This is a genomic window from Haloechinothrix salitolerans (assembly GCF_042662605.1).
In the GTDB taxonomy this organism is placed as follows: domain Bacteria; phylum Actinomycetota; class Actinomycetes; order Mycobacteriales; family Pseudonocardiaceae; genus Haloechinothrix_A; species Haloechinothrix_A salitolerans.
Genome location: NZ_JBHSXX010000001.1, coordinates 269,245 through 286,504 on the forward strand (window position 1 = coordinate 269,245; position 17,260 = coordinate 286,504).

17 protein-coding genes are annotated in these 17,260 nt (G+C 65.7%); 6 read left to right on the forward strand and 11 right to left on the reverse strand.

Annotated elements, in window-relative coordinates:
• Positions 1 to 30 precede the first annotated feature (30 nt).
• A complete protein-coding gene (locus tag ACFQGD_RS01225; protein WP_345403492.1) occupies positions 31 to 234 on the reverse strand; it encodes a hypothetical protein in 204 nt (67 codons plus the stop codon).
• Between the two features lie 39 nt (positions 235 to 273).
• Positions 274 to 1,113, reverse strand: a complete 840-nt coding sequence (locus tag ACFQGD_RS01230; protein WP_345403495.1) for an LLM class F420-dependent oxidoreductase — start codon at positions 1,111 to 1,113, stop codon at positions 274 to 276.
• Between the two features lie 95 nt (positions 1,114 to 1,208).
• Between ACFQGD_RS01230 and ACFQGD_RS01235 the strand changes: the two genes are divergently transcribed.
• A complete protein-coding gene (locus ACFQGD_RS01235) occupies positions 1,209 to 1,694 on the forward strand; it encodes a GNAT family N-acetyltransferase (RefSeq protein WP_345403498.1) in 486 nt (161 codons plus the stop codon).
• A 33-nt stretch (positions 1,695 to 1,727) separates the two neighbouring features.
• On the opposite strand, the gene ACFQGD_RS01240 is transcribed toward ACFQGD_RS01235, so the two are convergent.
• From ACFQGD_RS01240 to ACFQGD_RS01255, 4 genes are all read right to left on the reverse strand, one after another.
• Positions 1,728 to 2,114, reverse strand: a complete 387-nt coding sequence (locus tag ACFQGD_RS01240; protein WP_345403501.1) for a tautomerase family protein — start codon at positions 2,112 to 2,114, stop codon at positions 1,728 to 1,730.
• A 128-nt stretch (positions 2,115 to 2,242) separates the two neighbouring features.
• Positions 2,243 to 2,464: a hypothetical protein gene (locus tag ACFQGD_RS01245; protein WP_345403504.1), complete on the reverse strand. Its 222-nt coding sequence runs from the start codon at positions 2,462 to 2,464 to the stop codon at positions 2,243 to 2,245.
• A 180-nt stretch (positions 2,465 to 2,644) separates the two neighbouring features.
• Complete coding sequence (locus ACFQGD_RS01250) at positions 2,645 to 2,953, reverse strand: GrpB family protein (RefSeq protein ID WP_345403506.1); 309 nt, start codon at positions 2,951 to 2,953, stop codon at positions 2,645 to 2,647.
• 31 nt (positions 2,954 to 2,984) lie between these two features.
• Entirely contained in the window at positions 2,985 to 3,548 is a 564-nt protein-coding gene (locus tag ACFQGD_RS01255; RefSeq protein ID WP_345403509.1) for an SAM-dependent methyltransferase, read from the reverse strand.
• 92 nt (positions 3,549 to 3,640) lie between these two features.
• Here ACFQGD_RS01255 and ACFQGD_RS01260 point away from each other — a divergent pair, with 92 nt between their 5' ends.
• Complete coding sequence (locus ACFQGD_RS01260; RefSeq protein WP_345403512.1) at positions 3,641 to 4,780, forward strand: NAD(P)/FAD-dependent oxidoreductase; 1,140 nt, start codon at positions 3,641 to 3,643, stop codon at positions 4,778 to 4,780.
• Positions 4,781 to 4,789: 9 nt separating this feature from the next.
• Here ACFQGD_RS01260 and ACFQGD_RS01265 read toward each other — a convergent pair whose 3' ends face one another.
• A complete protein-coding gene (locus tag ACFQGD_RS01265; RefSeq protein WP_345403515.1) occupies positions 4,790 to 5,155 on the reverse strand; it encodes a VOC family protein in 366 nt (121 codons plus the stop codon).
• Positions 5,156 to 5,159: 4 nt separating this feature from the next.
• Positions 5,160 to 5,867, reverse strand: coding sequence for a class I SAM-dependent DNA methyltransferase (locus tag ACFQGD_RS01270; RefSeq protein ID WP_345403518.1), 708 nt, complete (start codon positions 5,865 to 5,867; stop codon positions 5,160 to 5,162).
• 171 nt (positions 5,868 to 6,038) lie between these two features.
• Between ACFQGD_RS01270 and ACFQGD_RS01275 the strand changes: the two genes are divergently transcribed.
• Positions 6,039 to 7,637 (forward strand): SLC13 family permease, encoded by a 1,599-nt coding sequence (locus ACFQGD_RS01275; RefSeq protein WP_345403521.1) that lies wholly within the window; start codon positions 6,039 to 6,041, stop codon positions 7,635 to 7,637.
• Here ACFQGD_RS01275 and ACFQGD_RS01280 read toward each other — a convergent pair.
• A complete protein-coding gene (locus ACFQGD_RS01280) occupies positions 7,634 to 7,777 on the reverse strand; it encodes a hypothetical protein (protein WP_345403524.1) in 144 nt (47 codons plus the stop codon). The genes ACFQGD_RS01275 and ACFQGD_RS01280 overlap by 4 nt on opposite strands.
• A 291-nt stretch (positions 7,778 to 8,068) precedes the next feature.
• Here ACFQGD_RS01280 and ACFQGD_RS01285 point away from each other — a divergent pair, with 291 nt between their 5' ends.
• The 3 genes from ACFQGD_RS01285 (at position 8,069) to ACFQGD_RS01295 (ending at position 14,592) form a co-directional block, all read left to right on the forward strand.
• A complete protein-coding gene (locus ACFQGD_RS01285; RefSeq protein ID WP_345403527.1) occupies positions 8,069 to 8,818 on the forward strand; it encodes a response regulator transcription factor in 750 nt (249 codons plus the stop codon).
• A 411-nt stretch (positions 8,819 to 9,229) separates the two neighbouring features.
• The gene (locus ACFQGD_RS01290) at positions 9,230 to 11,083 is read left to right on the forward strand and encodes an acyl-CoA dehydrogenase (protein WP_345403530.1); all 1,854 of its coding nucleotides are present in this window, start codon (positions 9,230 to 9,232) and stop codon (positions 11,081 to 11,083) included.
• Positions 11,084 to 11,445: 362 nt separating this feature from the next.
• Complete coding sequence (locus ACFQGD_RS01295; RefSeq protein ID WP_345403533.1) at positions 11,446 to 14,592, forward strand: PQQ-dependent sugar dehydrogenase; 3,147 nt, start codon at positions 11,446 to 11,448, stop codon at positions 14,590 to 14,592.
• A 7-nt stretch (positions 14,593 to 14,599) separates the two neighbouring features.
• Here ACFQGD_RS01295 and ACFQGD_RS01300 read toward each other — a convergent pair whose 3' ends face one another.
• Both ACFQGD_RS01300 and ACFQGD_RS01305 read right to left on the reverse strand, forming a co-directional pair.
• Positions 14,600 to 16,831 (reverse strand): VanW family protein, encoded by a 2,232-nt coding sequence (locus ACFQGD_RS01300; protein ID WP_345403536.1) that lies wholly within the window; start codon positions 16,829 to 16,831, stop codon positions 14,600 to 14,602.
• A gap of 66 nt (positions 16,832 to 16,897) precedes the next feature.
• Positions 16,898 to 17,260, reverse strand: coding sequence for a GroES family chaperonin (locus ACFQGD_RS01305; protein ID WP_345403540.1), 363 nt, complete (start codon positions 17,258 to 17,260; stop codon positions 16,898 to 16,900).

Here is a 17,260-nt window from a genome sequence, read left to right on the forward strand (position 1 = left end):
GAGCACAGCTCTATCGATCGGTTTGGGTGTTCAGTCCGACCCGATTTTCGGCTTCATGAGCAACTGGATGGGGCGCCACCCGATGAACAAGGCCAGCGTTCCTTGGGCGGCCGCGTTGGTCCAGTCTCGCTCGACGAACCACCACAGCATCGAAGACAAGAGCAGCATCGAAAGCGCCAGAAACCCCTGGTAAAGGCCGCCCAAGGCGTGAAAGCGGCGCCGGAACTCGTCCACGTCGCGAACGTAGCATCGATCGGACGTCCTGAGATGGCGTTAAGCGAGCGGCGCCAGCGCCTCGGCCAGTGGCTCCAACACCGTCGGGGTGTGGGGTGGCGGTAGGTAGACGATCGCCAGGTCAAGTCCCTGCTCACCCAGTGCGGCCGCCGTCTCAGCCACGCGCTGGGGGTCGCCGTCTTCGCCAAGCCAGACGTGGCTGGACAGCGTGATCTCCGCGGGGTCGCGGCCGATGTCGGCGCAGTGCTGGTGCAAGACGTCGCGCTTGTGGGCGAACTCTTCGGGCGTGCCGCCGCCGAAGTTCCAGTGCTGCGCGAATCGTGCCGCCGTCCGCAATGTGCGCTTCTCGCCCGCGCCACCAATACAGATGGGTGGGTGCGGTCGTTGCACACCCTTTGGCTCGTTTCGAGCGTCCTTTAGTTGGTAGTAGGTACCGGAGAATGTCGTCGTCTCCTGCGTCAGCAGCCCGACGAGGACCTCGCACGCTTCCTCGAACCGGTCGCTACGTTCGCGGGGTGTGCCCAACTCCATGCCGTAGGCGTCGGACTCCTCCTCGTTCCACCCGGCACCGATGCCTAGCTCCAGACGTCCGCCGGAAATGACGTCCAATGTGGACGCCATGTTGGCCAGCACGGCAGGGTGCCGGTGGTGGATGCCGGTAACGAGATTGCCAACCCGCAGACGTCGCGTGGCCTGCGCTAGTGCCGTCATCGTGAGCCAGCCTTCGAGGCACGGCCCGGTCGAGTCGGAAAAGATCGGATAGAAGTGGTCGAACGTCCAGCCAGACTCGAAGATCTCGATGTCATCAGCCGCTTGCCACACGCTGAGCATGTCCGACCAGGTCGTGTTCTGGGGTGACGTCTTGAACGCGAACCGCATGAAGTCATCGTAGTCCGCGGCCGCCGCCCTCGACCTCGATTTCGACGCTTACTGTGACGTGTAGGACGACGTGGCACTGTGGCAGGCTCGACGTCATGCCTTTGCCACAGGCTCTCGTCACCGATTCAGCGACGTTCTTGCTACGGCGGGCGACTGAGTCCGACGTCCCTTCGCTTGTCGACCTCATCGCGAACGACTCGCTGGGCCGACAGCGTGAACGGGTCGATAATCTGACTCCGTATCGACAAGCGTTCCACGCGATCGACAGCGATCCCGCGCACGTGCTACTTGTCGCGGCCAACGAGGACGAAGCGTTGGTCGGCACGATGCAGCTGACGTTCGTTCGAGGCCTGGCCCGACAGGGCGCGTTACGGGCGCAGATCGATGCGGTGCATGTCCGGGAGAATTGCCGGTCACTCGGGCTGGGCCGGGCCATGATGCGGTGGGCAATCGACGAGGCCCGTCGGCAGGGCTGCGCGTTGGTGAGGTTGACATCGCACAAGCAGCGCACGGACGCACATCGGTTCTATTCGCGGCTCGGGTTCGAGGCCTCGCACGAGGGGTTCACGTTAGCGTTGTAGTTCGTGTGTTTACACGGCACCAACGATTCCGGCTCACGCTTCGATGGCGGAATCCCGATCCGCCTCGGTGGCGGGAATGCCGTCGAGGCTCCAGTTCTCCATGGGCGGCTCGTGTATCACGATCCGCACGTCGGAAGCGGGGATGTCGAACGCGCCGAGTTCCGCGACGAGATACTTGTAAAGACGACGCTTGGTTCGATCAGTGCGCCCCTTGAACATCGTGACTTCGACAATCACGTACCGCTCGGAATGCTGAGGTGGAATGATCACATTCTCGGGCGAATGCTCGACAAGCCTTACCGTTGGAACGTCCTCGGAAACCTGGAGTGCACCGACGAGTGCGCGGCGCACGGCTTCGAGAATTCCACGCTTGTCGTAGATGCCGCGTCCAGTTAGCAGTTCGATCGTCGCGAGCGCCACGCTCGCAGATTAGCACCGGACTCGGGCCGAGAATCACGATCACGGTTCCGAAATCCCGATCGACGACGAATGTCGAACACAGCGGCGTGGGTGTGAGACACCACGCCCCACACCCACGAGGACGGCAATTACTTGCAGGTTGAGAAGCCTTGATGGCTGCCCGGCTTGTGGCCACCTTCGCCGAGCGCGCCATCTTGTGCGGATGGCTTGATGTGGTGCTGCGCGTAGTCGGAGTTGCCCGGTTCGCCGGAGTCGTTGCATGGTCCGGCGTCGTGTGCCAACGCGGGAGCAGCCCCGCCACCGATCGCCAGTGCGAAGCCTAGCGCTGCGGCCGCAGTCACTCTGCGCATCGCGTCCTCCGTATCTCTCGAGGCCCATTGAGGCCATGGACATTGGCTGACGTTGTGGTACTACGAGCGAGCGATGTCAACGGATTGGGTGTCGACGAAATGTACTCCGATTGGCGTAGTCGACGTGTTCGCGACTGATCGCAACGGCGTGTTCGCAGGGTGGCGCTGGCTGATGCACGGCTATTCGTGCCAGCCAGCCCGCGCGAGGATTTCTTCAATCACGGGCCCCTTCGCCTCGGCGTAATAGTTGATGTCGCGCCACTCGCGTTTCGCCAGCTCACGCTTGGTCTCGGCGTACAGGTCGCGGTCGGCGTCGCTGGCGCGCAGCCGGTCGCGAAACGCGAGGTAGCGGCGCACTGCGGTGTGCCCCGGTGGGTAGCAGTGCAGGTTGACCGGTTGATCCGGGTCGCCCGCGCGGAAGGCACGATGTTCGGACTCCCGCACGCGCAGTTCATAACCCGCCGCCGCGTCCGGGTGGGGATGTTTCATCAACGCACGCCGACGCTGACGTGGGCGCTCGCTACCGAGCGGTGGGAGTGACCCGGCGCGCGGTGAGTCGTGACGTCTGGTGCCTGCCTGTGGTCGTCGTCTCCTCACTGAGCACCTGAAACCCCTCGGGTAGTCGCGCGCTCAGCTCACCTGGTTTGACGTGAAACCGTCCACCGTCGGGGTCGGCGAGTGCTTCCCACTGCAGCAGCCCGTCCGGCGTGATCATCTGGCATGCCCGCGCGAAGACGTCCGGTTCCCAGTATCGGATCGCCACGACAAGCGCGAACTCGCCCGCCGGGAGGTATGTCCGCGCGTCCGCGTGCACGCACTCCACCCGCACGCCCCTGCGACTCGCTTCCTGGGCGAGTTGGTCGAGTGCCAGGTCTGAGACATCGACGGCGACGACGTCGTGTCCCGTTTCCGCGAACGTCAGCGCGGTGCCCGACCGACCGCAGGCGATTTCCAGCACTCTGCCATCCGGGATGCCCGCGCGCAGTGCCTCTGCCGCGAAGGGATGTGCGACGAAATCCGGCGACATCGTTTCGTAGCGGGCGTTCCACCGCAGCCGGTCGGGGTGCTCCGAATCGAGTCGCATGCGGTTCACGGTAGCCCGCCCGCGAACTTTCGCGGTCCGCGCTGGCGACTGCTAACGTGCGGCGGCATCAGTTGCGCGGAGGTGAAGCCCGTATGGCGAATGTCCTAGTGCTTGGCGGTGGTTTCGGTGGTCTCGCCGCGGCTCACGAACTGCGGCGACGCTTGCCCGCCGACGACACGGTGACCGTGATCGCCGCGCGCGACACGTTCTTCGTGGGATTCGCGAAGCTGTGGGATCTCGCGGGAATGCGCCCACTGGCTGATGGCACGCGATCGCTTTCGGCGTTGGAACGGCACGGCATCCGCTTCGTGCACGCGGACATCACCGCGATCGACGGGTCGGCACGCAGTGTGGACACGTCGGCGGGGACCTTCACCGGCGACGCCATGGTCATCGCGCTCGGTTCGGGCTATCAGCCGAAGCACACGGCTCTGCTCGGCGACCACGTGCACAACCTCTACGACGCGACGGCGCTGCCCGGTATCCACGCCGACCTGGATGCCCTAACGAGTGGCACGTTGCTCGTCAGCATCCTCGGCGCGCCGTACCTCTGCCCGCCCGCGCCCTTCGAGGCCGCGCTGTTGCTGGACGAGTGGCTGCGCGCCAAGGGCCGTCGTGACGACGTCGATGTCGTGGTGTCGACCCCGCAGCCGCTCACACTGCCGGTCGCGGGCCCGGACGCCAGCCATTTTCTTGCCGAGCGTCTCACCGAGCGCGGGGTCACGGTTTTGACCGAGCACCCGGTAGAGGCGATCGACGGTGGTGTCGCCCGGTTCAGCGAGGACCGCGGCCAGGAGTTCCAGGTCATGCTCGGTGTGCCCGCCGCGGCGCCGCTACCGGTGGTGGCTTCGAGCGACGTCGCATCGGAGTCCGGCTGGATCAAGCCCGACCGGTCGACGTTCGCCACCAACGCCGAGCGCGTCTACGCCGTCGGTGACTGCACGATGGTGCCGACCTTGACCGCGCAGCTTCCGAAGGCGGGCGTCTTCGCTGAGGCCGAGGGGCTGACCGCGGCCGCCAACGTGGCCGCCGATCTCCACGGCGGCGAGCGGGTGTCGTTTGACGGTCACGGCTACTGCTTCCTGGAACTACCAGGTCAGCGGGTCGCGAAGGTGGAAGGCGACTTTTACGCCGAGCCCAAACCGGATGTCGCGCTCACTCCGCCCGACGAGGCGGCGTTCGCGGCGAAGCAGCGGTGGGAGCAGGAGCGGTTGGCCGGCTGGTTGGGCTGACCCGGTGGTTCACAACTTCTGCGCGAACTCCACGATGTTGCCGTCCGGATCGGCGATGTGCACGGTCCGCTCCCGCCACGGCCGGTCGACCGGGCCGGTCAGGATCTCGACACCCGTCTGTCGCAGCCGGTCCGCCTCGGCGTCGACGTCGTCGACGATGAACCCGATCTCGCCGCAGGGCGGGTTGCCGCCAGGACGTCCGATGAGCTCAGTCAGCTTACCGCGCTCGAACAACGCGAACTTGGTGTTGTCCATGGTGAACTCGACGTAGCCGTCGCCCTCGACGCGCACCTCGAGGCCAAGTACATCGCGATAGAACGCGACGGACCGCTGGAGCGATTCGACATACCAGATGACGTAGTCAATTCGACGCATGTCCTCACGGTAGGTGGGACGTCTGTCGCCAGACGTAGGCCGCCGAGATCGGGTGGTTCCGATAGCGCTCCCACTTCGGCTTCACCGCGATCCACTCGTCGTCGATCACCGCTTCGCGCATTTCCGCGAGCCGCCACCCGGCTTCGATGCCCGCCGTGATGTGGTCGCTGATCAGGTGCACCGTCGTCGTGATCGCGATGTGCTCACCGCTCTCGGATGTGAAGTGGGTCGGCATGCCGGACCGCATGATGAAGTGCGGATGGAACGACACCATCGCGAACGTCGCGTCCGCTGTCGCTACGCGGGCCGCCTCCCGGTACAGCGGACCAAGATCGCTGAGGTGTTCATCGATAAGTGACGCGGTAAGTAGGTCGTACGTGTCGTCGGGTAAACCGGTCGCGGTCACATCCGCCTCGATGAGCCGGTCATGGGCGCCACGCCGCTCGGCGACGGTCAGCATCTGCGGCGTGACGTCGATACCGTCGATGGCGGTGACGCCCTTGTCCCGCAGCCACGCACCAGTCCTGCCGGTGCCACAGCCGAGATCGAGCGCACGGTTGGCGGTCTTCCAGCGCGGCGTGGTCAGCCGGTCGAAAAGCGCGATATCCATCGCGTCCTCGACGGTGTCCTCATAGGTTTCGACCCACTCGCCGTACCCCGTGCGGGCGTCGACGGTCCGGTAACCACGGCTGTCGAAGCTGCTGAAATCCATGCGGTCAGGATCTCGGCGTAGCGCCGGGAAGCCAACCGAATTTTCGTGCTTGCCTGATCGAAATCCGGGTACGCGGCCGCGAGTGGAACCAGTGGCGGGGTGATCGCCTTCCGGCCCTTCTCCGTAGTCGTGTGACTGCGGTAGGTTGTGATCACTGGGTGGAGGTGATCCATGTCACAGGTGCGGAAAGCGCGGTCGTCGGAGTCACCAACGACCGCGCAGGAGCAACGCGCGCGGCAGGCGGTAGCGCGGCGGTGGGTCGGGCTGCTGCTCGGCGTGCTGCTTGGCGCCGTCGTCTATCTGGTCTTGCCGGACTCGCTCGCGATGGAAGCACGGGCGACGGCGGGCATCGGCATTCTGATGGCGGTCTGGTGGATGACGGAGGCGATCCCGCTCCCCGTCACAGCGTTGGTGCCGCTGGTGGCGTTCCCGTTGTTCGAGGTGACGCCTATCGGCACCGTCGACGTCGAGGACGCGGGTGCCGACGCGACGACGTCAGACTTACTCGGTGCCGCGGCGCCCTATGCGCACCCGGTGATCTTCCTGTTCCTCGGCGGGTTCATGCTCGCGCTCGCCATGCAGCGTTGGGGGTTGCACAAACGGATCGCGCTGCGCACGGTACTGCTCGTCGGTACGAAACCGGTGATGCTGGTCGCTGGCTTCATGCTGGCCACCGCGTTCCTGTCGATGTGGGTCAGCAATACCGCGACCACGGTGATGATGTTGCCGATCGGACTGTCGGTACTAGTCCTGGTCTCACAGCTCGGGGACGGTAAGGATAGTGGCGGTGACGATCCGAACTTCGCTGTCGCGCTCATGCTCGGCATCGCCTACGCGGCGTCCATAGGGTCGCTCGGGACCATCATCGGTACACCGCCCAACGGCCTGCTGGTCTCAAACCTGGAAGAGCAGGGCATCCATATCGGGTTCGGGCAATGGATGCTCTTTGGTGTCCCGATCGCGATCGTGTTCCTATTCCTCGCATGGCTCGCGCTAACTCAACTGGTGTTCCGACCGAGGCTGAAAGAGTTGCCCGGCGGACGCGAGCTGATCCAGCGGCATCTCAACGAACTCGGGCCGATGTCGGCTGGCGAATGGACCGTGCTCGTCGTATTCGTCAGTGCCGCGCTGGGGTGGATCTTCATCCCGACGCTGTTCGGCAGCGACGGTGTGGACAGCCTCAAGGCGGCGCTGCCGCTCCTCACTCGGGTCGAGGACGAGGTGATCGCGATCGCGATGGCGATCGCGCTGTTCATTCTTCCGGTTAGAGGCAGGCCTGGTGAGCGAGTGCTGGATTGGGACACGGCCAAGCAACTGCCGTGGGGCATCCTGCTGCTGTTCGGCGGCGGGCTCACCCTTGCCAACCAGATCAAGGTGACGGGGCTCGGCGGATGGATCGGCGAGCAGGTCGAAGGCGTCGGCGCGGTTGGTGTTCTCGTGCTGGTCCTGATCGTGGCGGGGCTGGTACTTCTGCTGACCGAGCTGACGAGCAACACGGCCACGACAGCGACGTTCTTGCCGATCCTGATCGGCGTCGCCGGTGGACTCGCCGTCGATCCGATGTTGCTTGCCGTGCCAGCCGCGCTCGCGGCGACGTCGGCGTTCATGCTTCCGGTCGCGACGCCACCGAACGCGATCGCGTTCGGGTCTGGCTACGTGCGTATGGGCCACATGGTGCGCGCGGGCGTCGTGCTCAATGTCGTGGGAATGGTGGTGATCACGGTCGCGATGTTCACGCTCGCGGGTCCGGTGCTAGGGGTGTCGTTCTAGCGCCGATCGTGTGGATCGCCGGTGCGTGATGCCGTTCGGGTGGTCTCGGCCCGCCGAGCCGCGCCGTCCTCGGCCGCGACGATCACGGCGGCGACGGTGAACATCAAGACCAGGATAACGATTACCGCGAGCGGATCCATGTCGTCTCCTGGGTTTGTGACATACATTGTGTTGCGAGTCACAGACCGTACCGGGCCTGAGATCGGAACGCCAGCGGCTTGCCGGGATGCGGTGGGCCGCACCGCGCATGAACTGGTTGGACGCCGCGGCGGATCCCGCGGGCTCCCTCCGGACAGGGGCGGAATCTAGTACGAAAGTACTGGTCTGCTGCCGATGTGCCACGTCACGCGGGCGCTGCGCCACCGTCACATCGCACGACGGTGGTGGAGGCTTTGCCGCGCCGTGTGCGCGGCTGGAGGGAGTGTGGCGAATTGAGCATCGACGTGCGCGGTCAGCGGATGGTCACGGTCGGCGTTGTCGATACCGTGCCGCTGTTCCGTGACGGGCTTGCCACCCTCATCGAACGAACACCGTGGGCACGCATGGTGGCACACTCCGCGAGCCAGCAGGGTTGCCTCGTCATGATCGATCAACTGCATCCAGACGTCGTGCTGTTGGCGTCCGAGCTAGCGCCGCAATGCCAATTCATCCATACGTTGACGACCGGCGGAGACGCACCGCGCGTGGTGGTCGTCGTCAGCGATCCCGACAGGAACGCGCGCTACGTCGCGGGAGCGATGGCCGCTGGCGCCTACGGCGCGCTCGTACGGAACGCCGATCCGCACCGATTCGCCGATGCGATCCGCAGCGTGTGGCACTCACACCGTTATCTCGATCCGGTGCTGCGGGCGATGGTCGGCTCGGTCGAACAATCCGGTGCTGCCGCGGGCAATCAAGGCGTGCAACCGTTGCGGATGCCGTTGTCGCGGCGAGAGTTCCAGGTCATGCAGCTGATCGCGGAGGGGATGGAGAACGCCGCGATCGCGAAGGTCCTTTTCCTGTCGGTCGAGACGGTACGTACGCACGTCAAGAGCATCCTGCGCAAGCTGTCCGCGCGCGATCGCACCCACGCGGTGACGATCGCGTTCCGGTCCGGTCTGCTGCAGCTGACGCCGTTACCGCCCACGGAGACAAGGTCGGAGGAGAACCCGGTCGCCGCGGGCAGTTCGCCGGCGTCGTGACTGACGAGGACTACGACCGTGACTTCCGGCGTATCCAACCCCGACGATGACGACTTTGGCGGCGCGGCCGTGCCGTCAGTCTGCCAGTGCTGTATCGCCATTGTCGCCCGTACGGGTCGATCGGACGGCCATCCGGCGGAGCCCGTGGTGTGATGGTCGAGACATCCTGGCGCAGCGCTTGCTAGCATTACTCGCTGGTAATATCCTGAAGTTACTGGTGAGTAAGCCAGCGGCCAACGACGGCGCGCTACGGGCGGCCGATCCGCGGCGCAACCGGGACACCCGGTGACGGGGAGCGGGCCTCGCACGCGCGGCCTTCGACCTGACAACACAGGCAGGTAGCCCCTCTCGACGTCGAGGTCACGGCCTCGCGGCGGGAAGCGAGCCGACACCGACACGGAGCAACCACACATGGGTCACTACAAGAGCAACATCCGAGACCTGGAGTTCAACCTCTTCGAGGTGCTCAAGATCCAAGAGCACCTGGGTACCGGTCCCTTCGCCGAAGCTGACGAGGACACGACGCGCACCGTGCTGTCCGAGGTCAACAACCTGGTTTCGGGCGTCGTGGCCGACTCGTTCGAGGACGCCGACCGCAACCCGCCGGTGTTTCACCCGGACAAGTTCGACGTCACCATGCCGGAGTCGGTGAAGAAGGCCCTCAAGGCCACTGTCGAGGCTGGTTGGGACCGCATCAGCCTGCCAACCGAGCTGGGCGGTTTCGGCATCCCGCCGACCGTCGCCTGGTCGGCCGCCGAGCTGTACACCGGCGCGAACGCCGCCGTGTTCTTCTACATGGCTGGTAAGACGTTCGCCAACATCCTTTACAACAACGGCAACGAGCAGCAGAAGAAGTGGGCCCAGATCGCCATCGATCGCAACTGGGGTTCCACCATGGTGCTCACCGAGCCGGACGCCGGTTCCGACGTTGGCGCCGGTCGCGCGAAGGCGTTCAAGCAGGACGACGGCTCCTGGCACATCGAGGGCGTCAAGCGCTTCATCACTGGCGCCGCTCAGGACGACATGACCGAGAACATCTTCCACCTCGTTCTCGCCCGCCCTGAGGGCCCTGGCATCGAGACCAAGCCCGGCACCAAGGGCCTCGGCCTCTTCTTCGTGCCCGCCCACCACTTCGACCCGGAGACCGGTGAGCTGACCGGCGAGCGCAACGGCGTCTTCGTCACCGGCGTTGAGCACAAGATGGGCATCAAGGCGTCCACCACCTGCGAGCTGACCTTCGGCCAGCACGGCACCCCCGCCAAGGGCTGGCTTGTTGGCGACAAGATCGACGGCATCGCGCAGATGTTCGACGTCATCGAGCACGCTCGCATGATGGTCGGCACCAAGGCCATCTCCACGCTGTCGACCGCGTACCTGAACACGCTGGAGTACGCCAAAGAGCGCGTGCAGGGCGCCGACCTCACCCAGATGCTCGACAAGACCGCGCCGCGCGTGACCATCACGCACCACCCGGACGTGCGCCGCGCGCTGATGACGCTGAAGGCCTACGCCGAGGGTCTGCGGGCGGTCTACCTCTACACCGCGACCTACCAGGACAAGATCGCGCTTGGCAAGGCATCCGGTGAGGATGTCGACCTGCTGGAGCGGGTCAACGACCTGCTGCTGCCGATCGTCAAGGGTGGTGGCTCGGAGCGCAGCTGGACGCTGCTCGGCACCGAGGCGCTGCAGACCCTGGGTGGCTCCGGCTTCCTGCAGGACTACCCGATCGAGCAGTATGTCCGTGACGCCAAGATCGACACCCTCTACGAGGGCACCACGGCGATCCAATCGCTGGACTTCTTCTTCCGGAAGGTCGTCCGTGACAAGGGCCAGGCGCTCGCGCACGTGGCTGGCGAGATCACGCAGTTCATCGAGTCGGAGAGCGGTAATGGCCGGCTCAAGGAGGAGCGTGCGCTGCTGAAGCAGGCACTCGATGACGTCCAGGGCATGCTTGGTGCGCTGATCGGCTACCTCACCGAGTCGCAAGACAAGCCGGACAACCTGTATAAGATCGGCCAGCACTCGGTGCGGCTGCTGCTGTCGGCCACCGACCTGCTCGTCGGCTGGCAGCTGCAGAAGCAGGCCGAGATCGCCATCACCGCGCTGGACAACGGCGCGAGCGAGAAGGACCGGCCGTTCTACGAGGGCAAGGTCGCGGCCGCGTCGTTCTTCGCCAAGACGGTGCTGCCCGAGCTCACCGCCCGTCGCAAGGTTGTCGAGTCCGCCGACAACGGCCTGATGGAGCTGGACGAAGCGGCGTTCTGATCATCTGATCGCGTACAGTACGCGGGCCTGGGTGTCGTGTCCGGCACCCAGGCCCGCGCTGCGGTTTCTTGCGCGAAATCCGGTACAGTCGCATCGCCTGCGATACGATCGTATCGGTTTGTAGGAGAGGAAATACCACCGTGAGGCAGTCGGACTCGACTGCCTGGCTGGTTTCGCGTCGCGACAGCGACGCCGTGCGCTGCGCTGTTCGGAGCAATCCGCGCGGATATCAGCCGTGGTGTGAAACGTCCCGACCGTGGTTAGCGACCCCTGGTTAACACATTTACCTACCGGGGGTGCGAGTCGTGCTGCGTCGTCGAACTGGGCGAGCTCGGACAGCGCTGGCGCGAGGTGCCATCGCGATGTGTGTGGCGGCCGGGCTGATCAGTCCCGTCCCCGCGCAGGCGGCGATCGGAGCCGAGGCAACCGCGGCCATCCCGGCAACCGGCGTCAAGACGGCAGCCGCCAGCGCCATGGGTACCGTCCCGAGCGGCTTCTCCGATGACGTAGTCCTTGACGGTCTCAACGTCCCGACGGCGGCGGCGTTCGCCGACGACGGCAGGGTGTTCATCGCCGAGAAGAGCGGCATCATCAAGACGTTCGACGGCCTCACCGACACCACGGCTACGGTCGCCGCCGATCTGCGCGACGACGTCTACGACTATTGGGACCGGGGCCTGCTCGGCATGACCGTCCACCCGGACTACCCCACGAAACCGTACCTGTACGCGCTCTACAGCCTCGACCGCAAGCCGGGCGGTGGCCAGTGGGGTGATGCGTGCCCCAATCCGCCCGGCGCGAACGACCAGGGCTGTGTGATCAAGGCAAGGCTGTCCCGCCTCACCCTGGACGGCAACGGCGTCGCGACGGACGAACAGCCACTGCTCACCGGGTGGTGTCAGCAGTACCCCAGCCACTCCATCGGGACCGTGGCGTTCGGCCCGGACGGCGCGCTGTACGTCGGCTCCGGTGACGGCGCGAGCTTTACCTTCACCGATTTCGGTCAGGAAGGCAACCCGTGCGGGGACCCACCGGAGCCCGCGGGCACATCCCTTACCGCTCCGGACGCCAGGGGCGGCGCGCTGCGGTCACAGTCAGCGAGGCGACCCGCGGGTGACCCGATCTCCATGGACGGCTCGATCCTGCGCGTCGACCCGGACACCGGCGACCCGCTGCCCGACAACCCGTTCGCGAGCAGCGGAAACGCCAAGAAGCAACGCATCATCGCCTACGGCATGCGCAACCCGTTCCGGTTCAGCTTCCGGCCGGGTACCGGCGAGATCTGGGCCGGTGACGTCGGTTGGCGCAAGTGGGAGGAGATCAACCGCATTCCGGGCGCCGGTGACACTACGGCCGAAAACTTCGGCTGGCCGTGCTACGAGGGCGGCGTGAAGCAGCCCGGGTACAACAACGCTGACCTGACGGCGTGCGAATCGCTCTACACCGGCGCGGGTCAGGACGAGCCGTACTTCGCCTACCACCACCAGAACGAAGTGGTCGCGGGCGACAACTGTGGTACCGGCGGGTCCTCGATCAGTGGAATCGCGTTCGAGGACGGCACAAGCGACTACCCGCTCGCCTACCGGGGCGCGCTGTTCTTCGCGGACTCCTCGCGTGGCTGTGTGTGGGCGATGCGGCGAGGCATCGATGGCCAACCCGACCCTGGCAGCATCGAGTTGTTCGCTGGCGACGTCGTCCGGCCGGTGCAGTTGCTCATCGGACCGGGCAGCGACCTGTACTACATCGCGCTCGACGTCGGCGAGCTGCACCGGATCAGCTACAACGACGGCAACAACCGTCCGAACGCGGTGGCCAGCGCGTCTCCGACATCCGGACCGGCCCCACTGACGGTCGACTTCGACGGCACGGCATCTACCGACCCGGACACGGAGGCGCTCAGCTACGCCTGGGACCTTGACGGCGACGGTGCCTTCGACGACGCGTCGACGGCGACCGCACAGCGCACTTATCTGCATGAATCGAGAGTGCGGGCGAGCCTTCGGGTGACGGATCCGCGTGGTCTATCCGATGTGGACACCGTCACCATCACCGTTGGTAACCCGCCGGATCCCACCGTGACGATCGACAGCCCGACGTCGGATCTGACCTGGCGGGTGGGTGAGACCATCTCGTTCTCCGGGCATGCGGAAGATCCGCAGGACGGCCCGTTGCCCGCCGACTCGCTGGACTGGCAGCTCACGTTGCGGCACTGCACGACGATAGACTCGTGCCACTCGCACGCCGTGCAGCTCTTCCGCAGCACGGCATCCGGCTCGTTCAGCGCGCCTGACCACGATTATCCGTCCTATTTGGAACTGACCCTCATCGCGACCGACTCGGACGGCAACTCAAGCAGCGAGACGGTCCGGCTCGACCCGGAGACCGTATGGCTGGACTTCGACACCGAACCGAGCGGCCTCGACCTGAACGTCGGTGACACCGAACGGACGCCGTTCAGCCGCAGAGTCATCGTCGGCTCGCGCAACACGATCGCCGCACCGAACCCGCAAGAGCCGGACTACTGGTTCACCGAGTGGTCTGATGGCGGCAAGCGAGGCCACGACGTCTTCGCCCCCGCGAGCCGAACGACGTACACCGCGACCTACATCTCGTGCACGGTCGACGGCGTGAAGCAGCCGGACTGCGGTGAAGCGACGCCGAGCGCGGTGCGCGATCTGGAGCCGATCGGTAGGCGCGCCAAGGCGAAACTGAGCTGGCGAGAGCCGTACTGGCCGGGTCATGACGGCGTGACCAAGTACCGCATCCACGTCGACGGCGAGTTCGTCAAGGACGTCGGACCTGGCAAGCGGCGCACGGTTGTCCGGAACCTCGCGACTCGACAGTCGTACAGCTTCCGCGTCACCCCATACAGTGCGGCCGGGCCAGGACCCGGCGAGACGACGAAGCTGATCGGCACGACGGTGCGCTCGCGGCAGAGCTCACGGTTCATCACCTACGGCGACACCGTGCGGGTGCGGGGTGCCTACACCCGCACGGACACCGGCGGTCCGGTGCGTGGCGCGTCGATCCGGCTTGTCGGACGCCCGCCCGGTGAAAAGGGTTGGCGCGGTCTCTCGTGGCAGAAGACCAACAAGAAGGGCATCGTGGCCTTCCCCCGTAAGACCAAGCTGAACTGGGAGTACCGGCTGATCTTCTATGGCAACCGGAAGTACATGGGGGTCACGTCGGCGTGGCACCGCGTCACCGTGCGCCAACGTGTGCGGGCCTTTTTCTCCGACCCGACGCCGTATCCCGGCGAGCGGGTGCGCCTGTACGGCCGTGTCTTGCCGAACCACGAGGGCAAGTGGGTGCGAATCCAGCTCAGGGAGAACGGCGAGTGGGTAACCGCTGGCAACCGGAAGCTGTCGGCCACGAGCAGGTACCGGTTCGCTATCCGCTGGAACCGTCCGGGTGACTACTACTACCGGGTGTGGCGGTGGCGACACCATGACCACGGTTGGGGCGTGAGCCCGGTCCGCAAGCTCAAGGTCCGCTGGTGGCACGACTAGCCGGTCGCTAGCTGTCCTTCTTCTTCGTGCAGACGATCTCCGGCTTCGGGTTGTAGGTCGCCGTGCGCTCCTCCCTGCGCACCTCAGCGCCGGTGTCGATGTCGTAGAGGATGCGGGTGTCGGTCACCGTGAACCCGTCGATGCCCCCGGATGGTGTGCAGTCATCCGATTTGACCTTCTTCGTGCCCGCTTCCTTGATGTTGGTCTTCGGGCCGGTCTTCGACTCGACGCGATAGTGCTTGGTGCCCCAGATCTTCACCGTGACGCTCTCCGGTGTCCAGAATGTCTGAATCGCGACCCCGGTGGGGGCGTCATTGGTGAACGCGATGTCGATGACGCTCTGCCCGTCGGGGTACATGAACACCGTGGCTTCCCGCGCCATCGGATAGCGGCTGATGTAGTAGCTGTGCTCCTGATGTCCCGCGTCCTTGAGGCCCGCGAAGTACGCCGCGTTGTAGAGCGTGGTGGCGAACTGCGAGATCCCGCCACCGACGGCCGAACCGGGCACACCGTTCTCGATGATCCCTGCCTCGACGTAGCCCTCCGCCTTGCCGCGCTTGCCGGTGTAGCCGTTCAGGCTGAATGTGTCGCCCGGCTTCACGATCGCGCCGTTCACCTCAGCCGCGACGGTGCGGATGTTGATGCCGGAGTCATCGGCGAAACCACCGGTGGTGAACTCGCCGATGACCTCCTTGATGCCGAGGTTCTCCGCTTCCTCCGTCGTGGTCTTCGGTTTGGTCTCCTTGTAGAAGGCGGTCAGTGAGCGGTCGTCGGACTGCTCGATGACGTCGAGGTACGGCTTGAGCGACTTCTTCCAGTTGATCTGGCGGCCCACCTTGCTCGGCTTGACCGTCGGCTCGCCACCCTCGAACACGATCTCGGCGTCGCGGCCTTCCTTCTCGGTGCTGGCGAGCTGCGGCTCCAGCGCCTCACGGAGCGTCTTGCGCTTCACCTTCGGCTTGAGCGAACCGTCCTTGGCGGGCTTGAACTCGAATGCCTTCCCGATCACCTTCGGTGTGAGCACGCCTGTGGCGCCATCGCCTTCCATCGTGATCGGTGCGGATACGGCGGGCTCGGCCACCTGCTTCAGCGTGGCGCGCACGCCTTCCTCGGTCGTCTTGACCGGCTTGGACGTGACGTCGAGCTGGACGCCGCCGTCGTTCAGCCAGCCGGTCTCGATCGTCGCGATCGCGGCGTCGACGTCGGTCACCTGTTGCCCCTGCCGAGGCATGACAGCGACCGCATCGACTTCGTCGCCGGAGCCGGTTGGCTCGAACTTGATGTCGCCCTCGATCTTGGGGTGGTTCAGCTCGTTCTCCACGAGCCGCGTCACCGTGTTCCGAAGCCGCTCCGGGACGGTCTCGCTGACGATGCCGACCTCGGTCGTGCCCCAGAACGAGGTGAGCCTCGCGATGGGGTTCAGCGACGATTCGCCAGCCTGATCCAGCGTGCCTTGCCAGTCGACGGCGAGCCCTGCCGACGTCGGGTTCAGCTCTGTCTTGACATCGCCCGCGGTGATCTTGATCGGGTCGTCGAACCGAGGCTGCAACTCCTCGCGCAGCTTCTGCTCGGCCGACGTGCGGCTCATGCCACCGACATCGACACCGGCGACGGTCACGCCGCGCGGCACGTCGCCCCAGTTGACCAGCAAGTCGGCGAGATAGGTGAGGGCGAGGGCCGCCATAACCGCGCCCGCGATGAGCAGGGCCTTGCGCCTGCCGGAGCGGCCTTCCTCGTCGCCGGGCCCGGCCTGGTGCGGTGGCGCGACCGGTTCGGTGAATGCGGTGGTCGCGAACTGGTTCGGGTCGCCGGGGCCGCTGGCGCCCGCTGGCCCGCCGTACGGGCCAGCGGGCGGATACTGCCCTGGCAGCTGGCCCGCGTAATGCCCCGGCCCGTGCGGTCCGCCAGGACCAGCGGGACCACCGAATCCGGACGGCTCGGGCGGCGGGACCGGCATCGCTCCGACGATGGTCGGCGCGTCGTCAACCGGCGTGACATGCTGGGTTGGCGGTGTCACCTGCTCGGTCGGTGGCGTGGCCTGCTCCGTCGGCTCCGATCCCACCGGTTGGAAGGCATCGGTCGCTTGATCCTGGCCCTGCGGGTGTTGCCCCGGCCATGGGCCGTGCTGCTCGGCGCCGACGCCGGGTTGTGCCCCGCTGTCGTCGCCGCTCGTGGTGTTGTGGTGCTGCTGTGCGTCCCCCGACGACGTCTCAGCCTGCCCCGATGGCTGGCCGCTCATGCTCCCCTTATCCGAATCCCATGCCGGCCAGTAGTGCTCCTCATCGGCCGCCGAAACCTCCCGGCCTTACAAGTACAACCCCGTACCGTGCTCAGTACGTTCACTCGCGATCGCATGGATGTCGCGTTCCCGCATGACCAGGTAAGACTTACCTTTGATCTCCACTTCGAGCTGGTCCTCCGGGTTGAAAAGCACCCGGTCGTTGACCTTCACATTGCGGACATTATTGCCCACGCCAAGCACGTCCCCCCAAATCAGCCGGCGAGCGACCTCCGCCGTCGCCGGTATCACGATGCCGCCGCTGCTGCGTCGCTCGCCGTCGTCGGCCGTCACCCGCACCAACACACGATCGTGTAGCAGCTGGATCTCCAGCTTGTGGTCGTCAGACGCCAGTCCAGGTTCAGACACGGCGGCAATGGTACTGGTCAT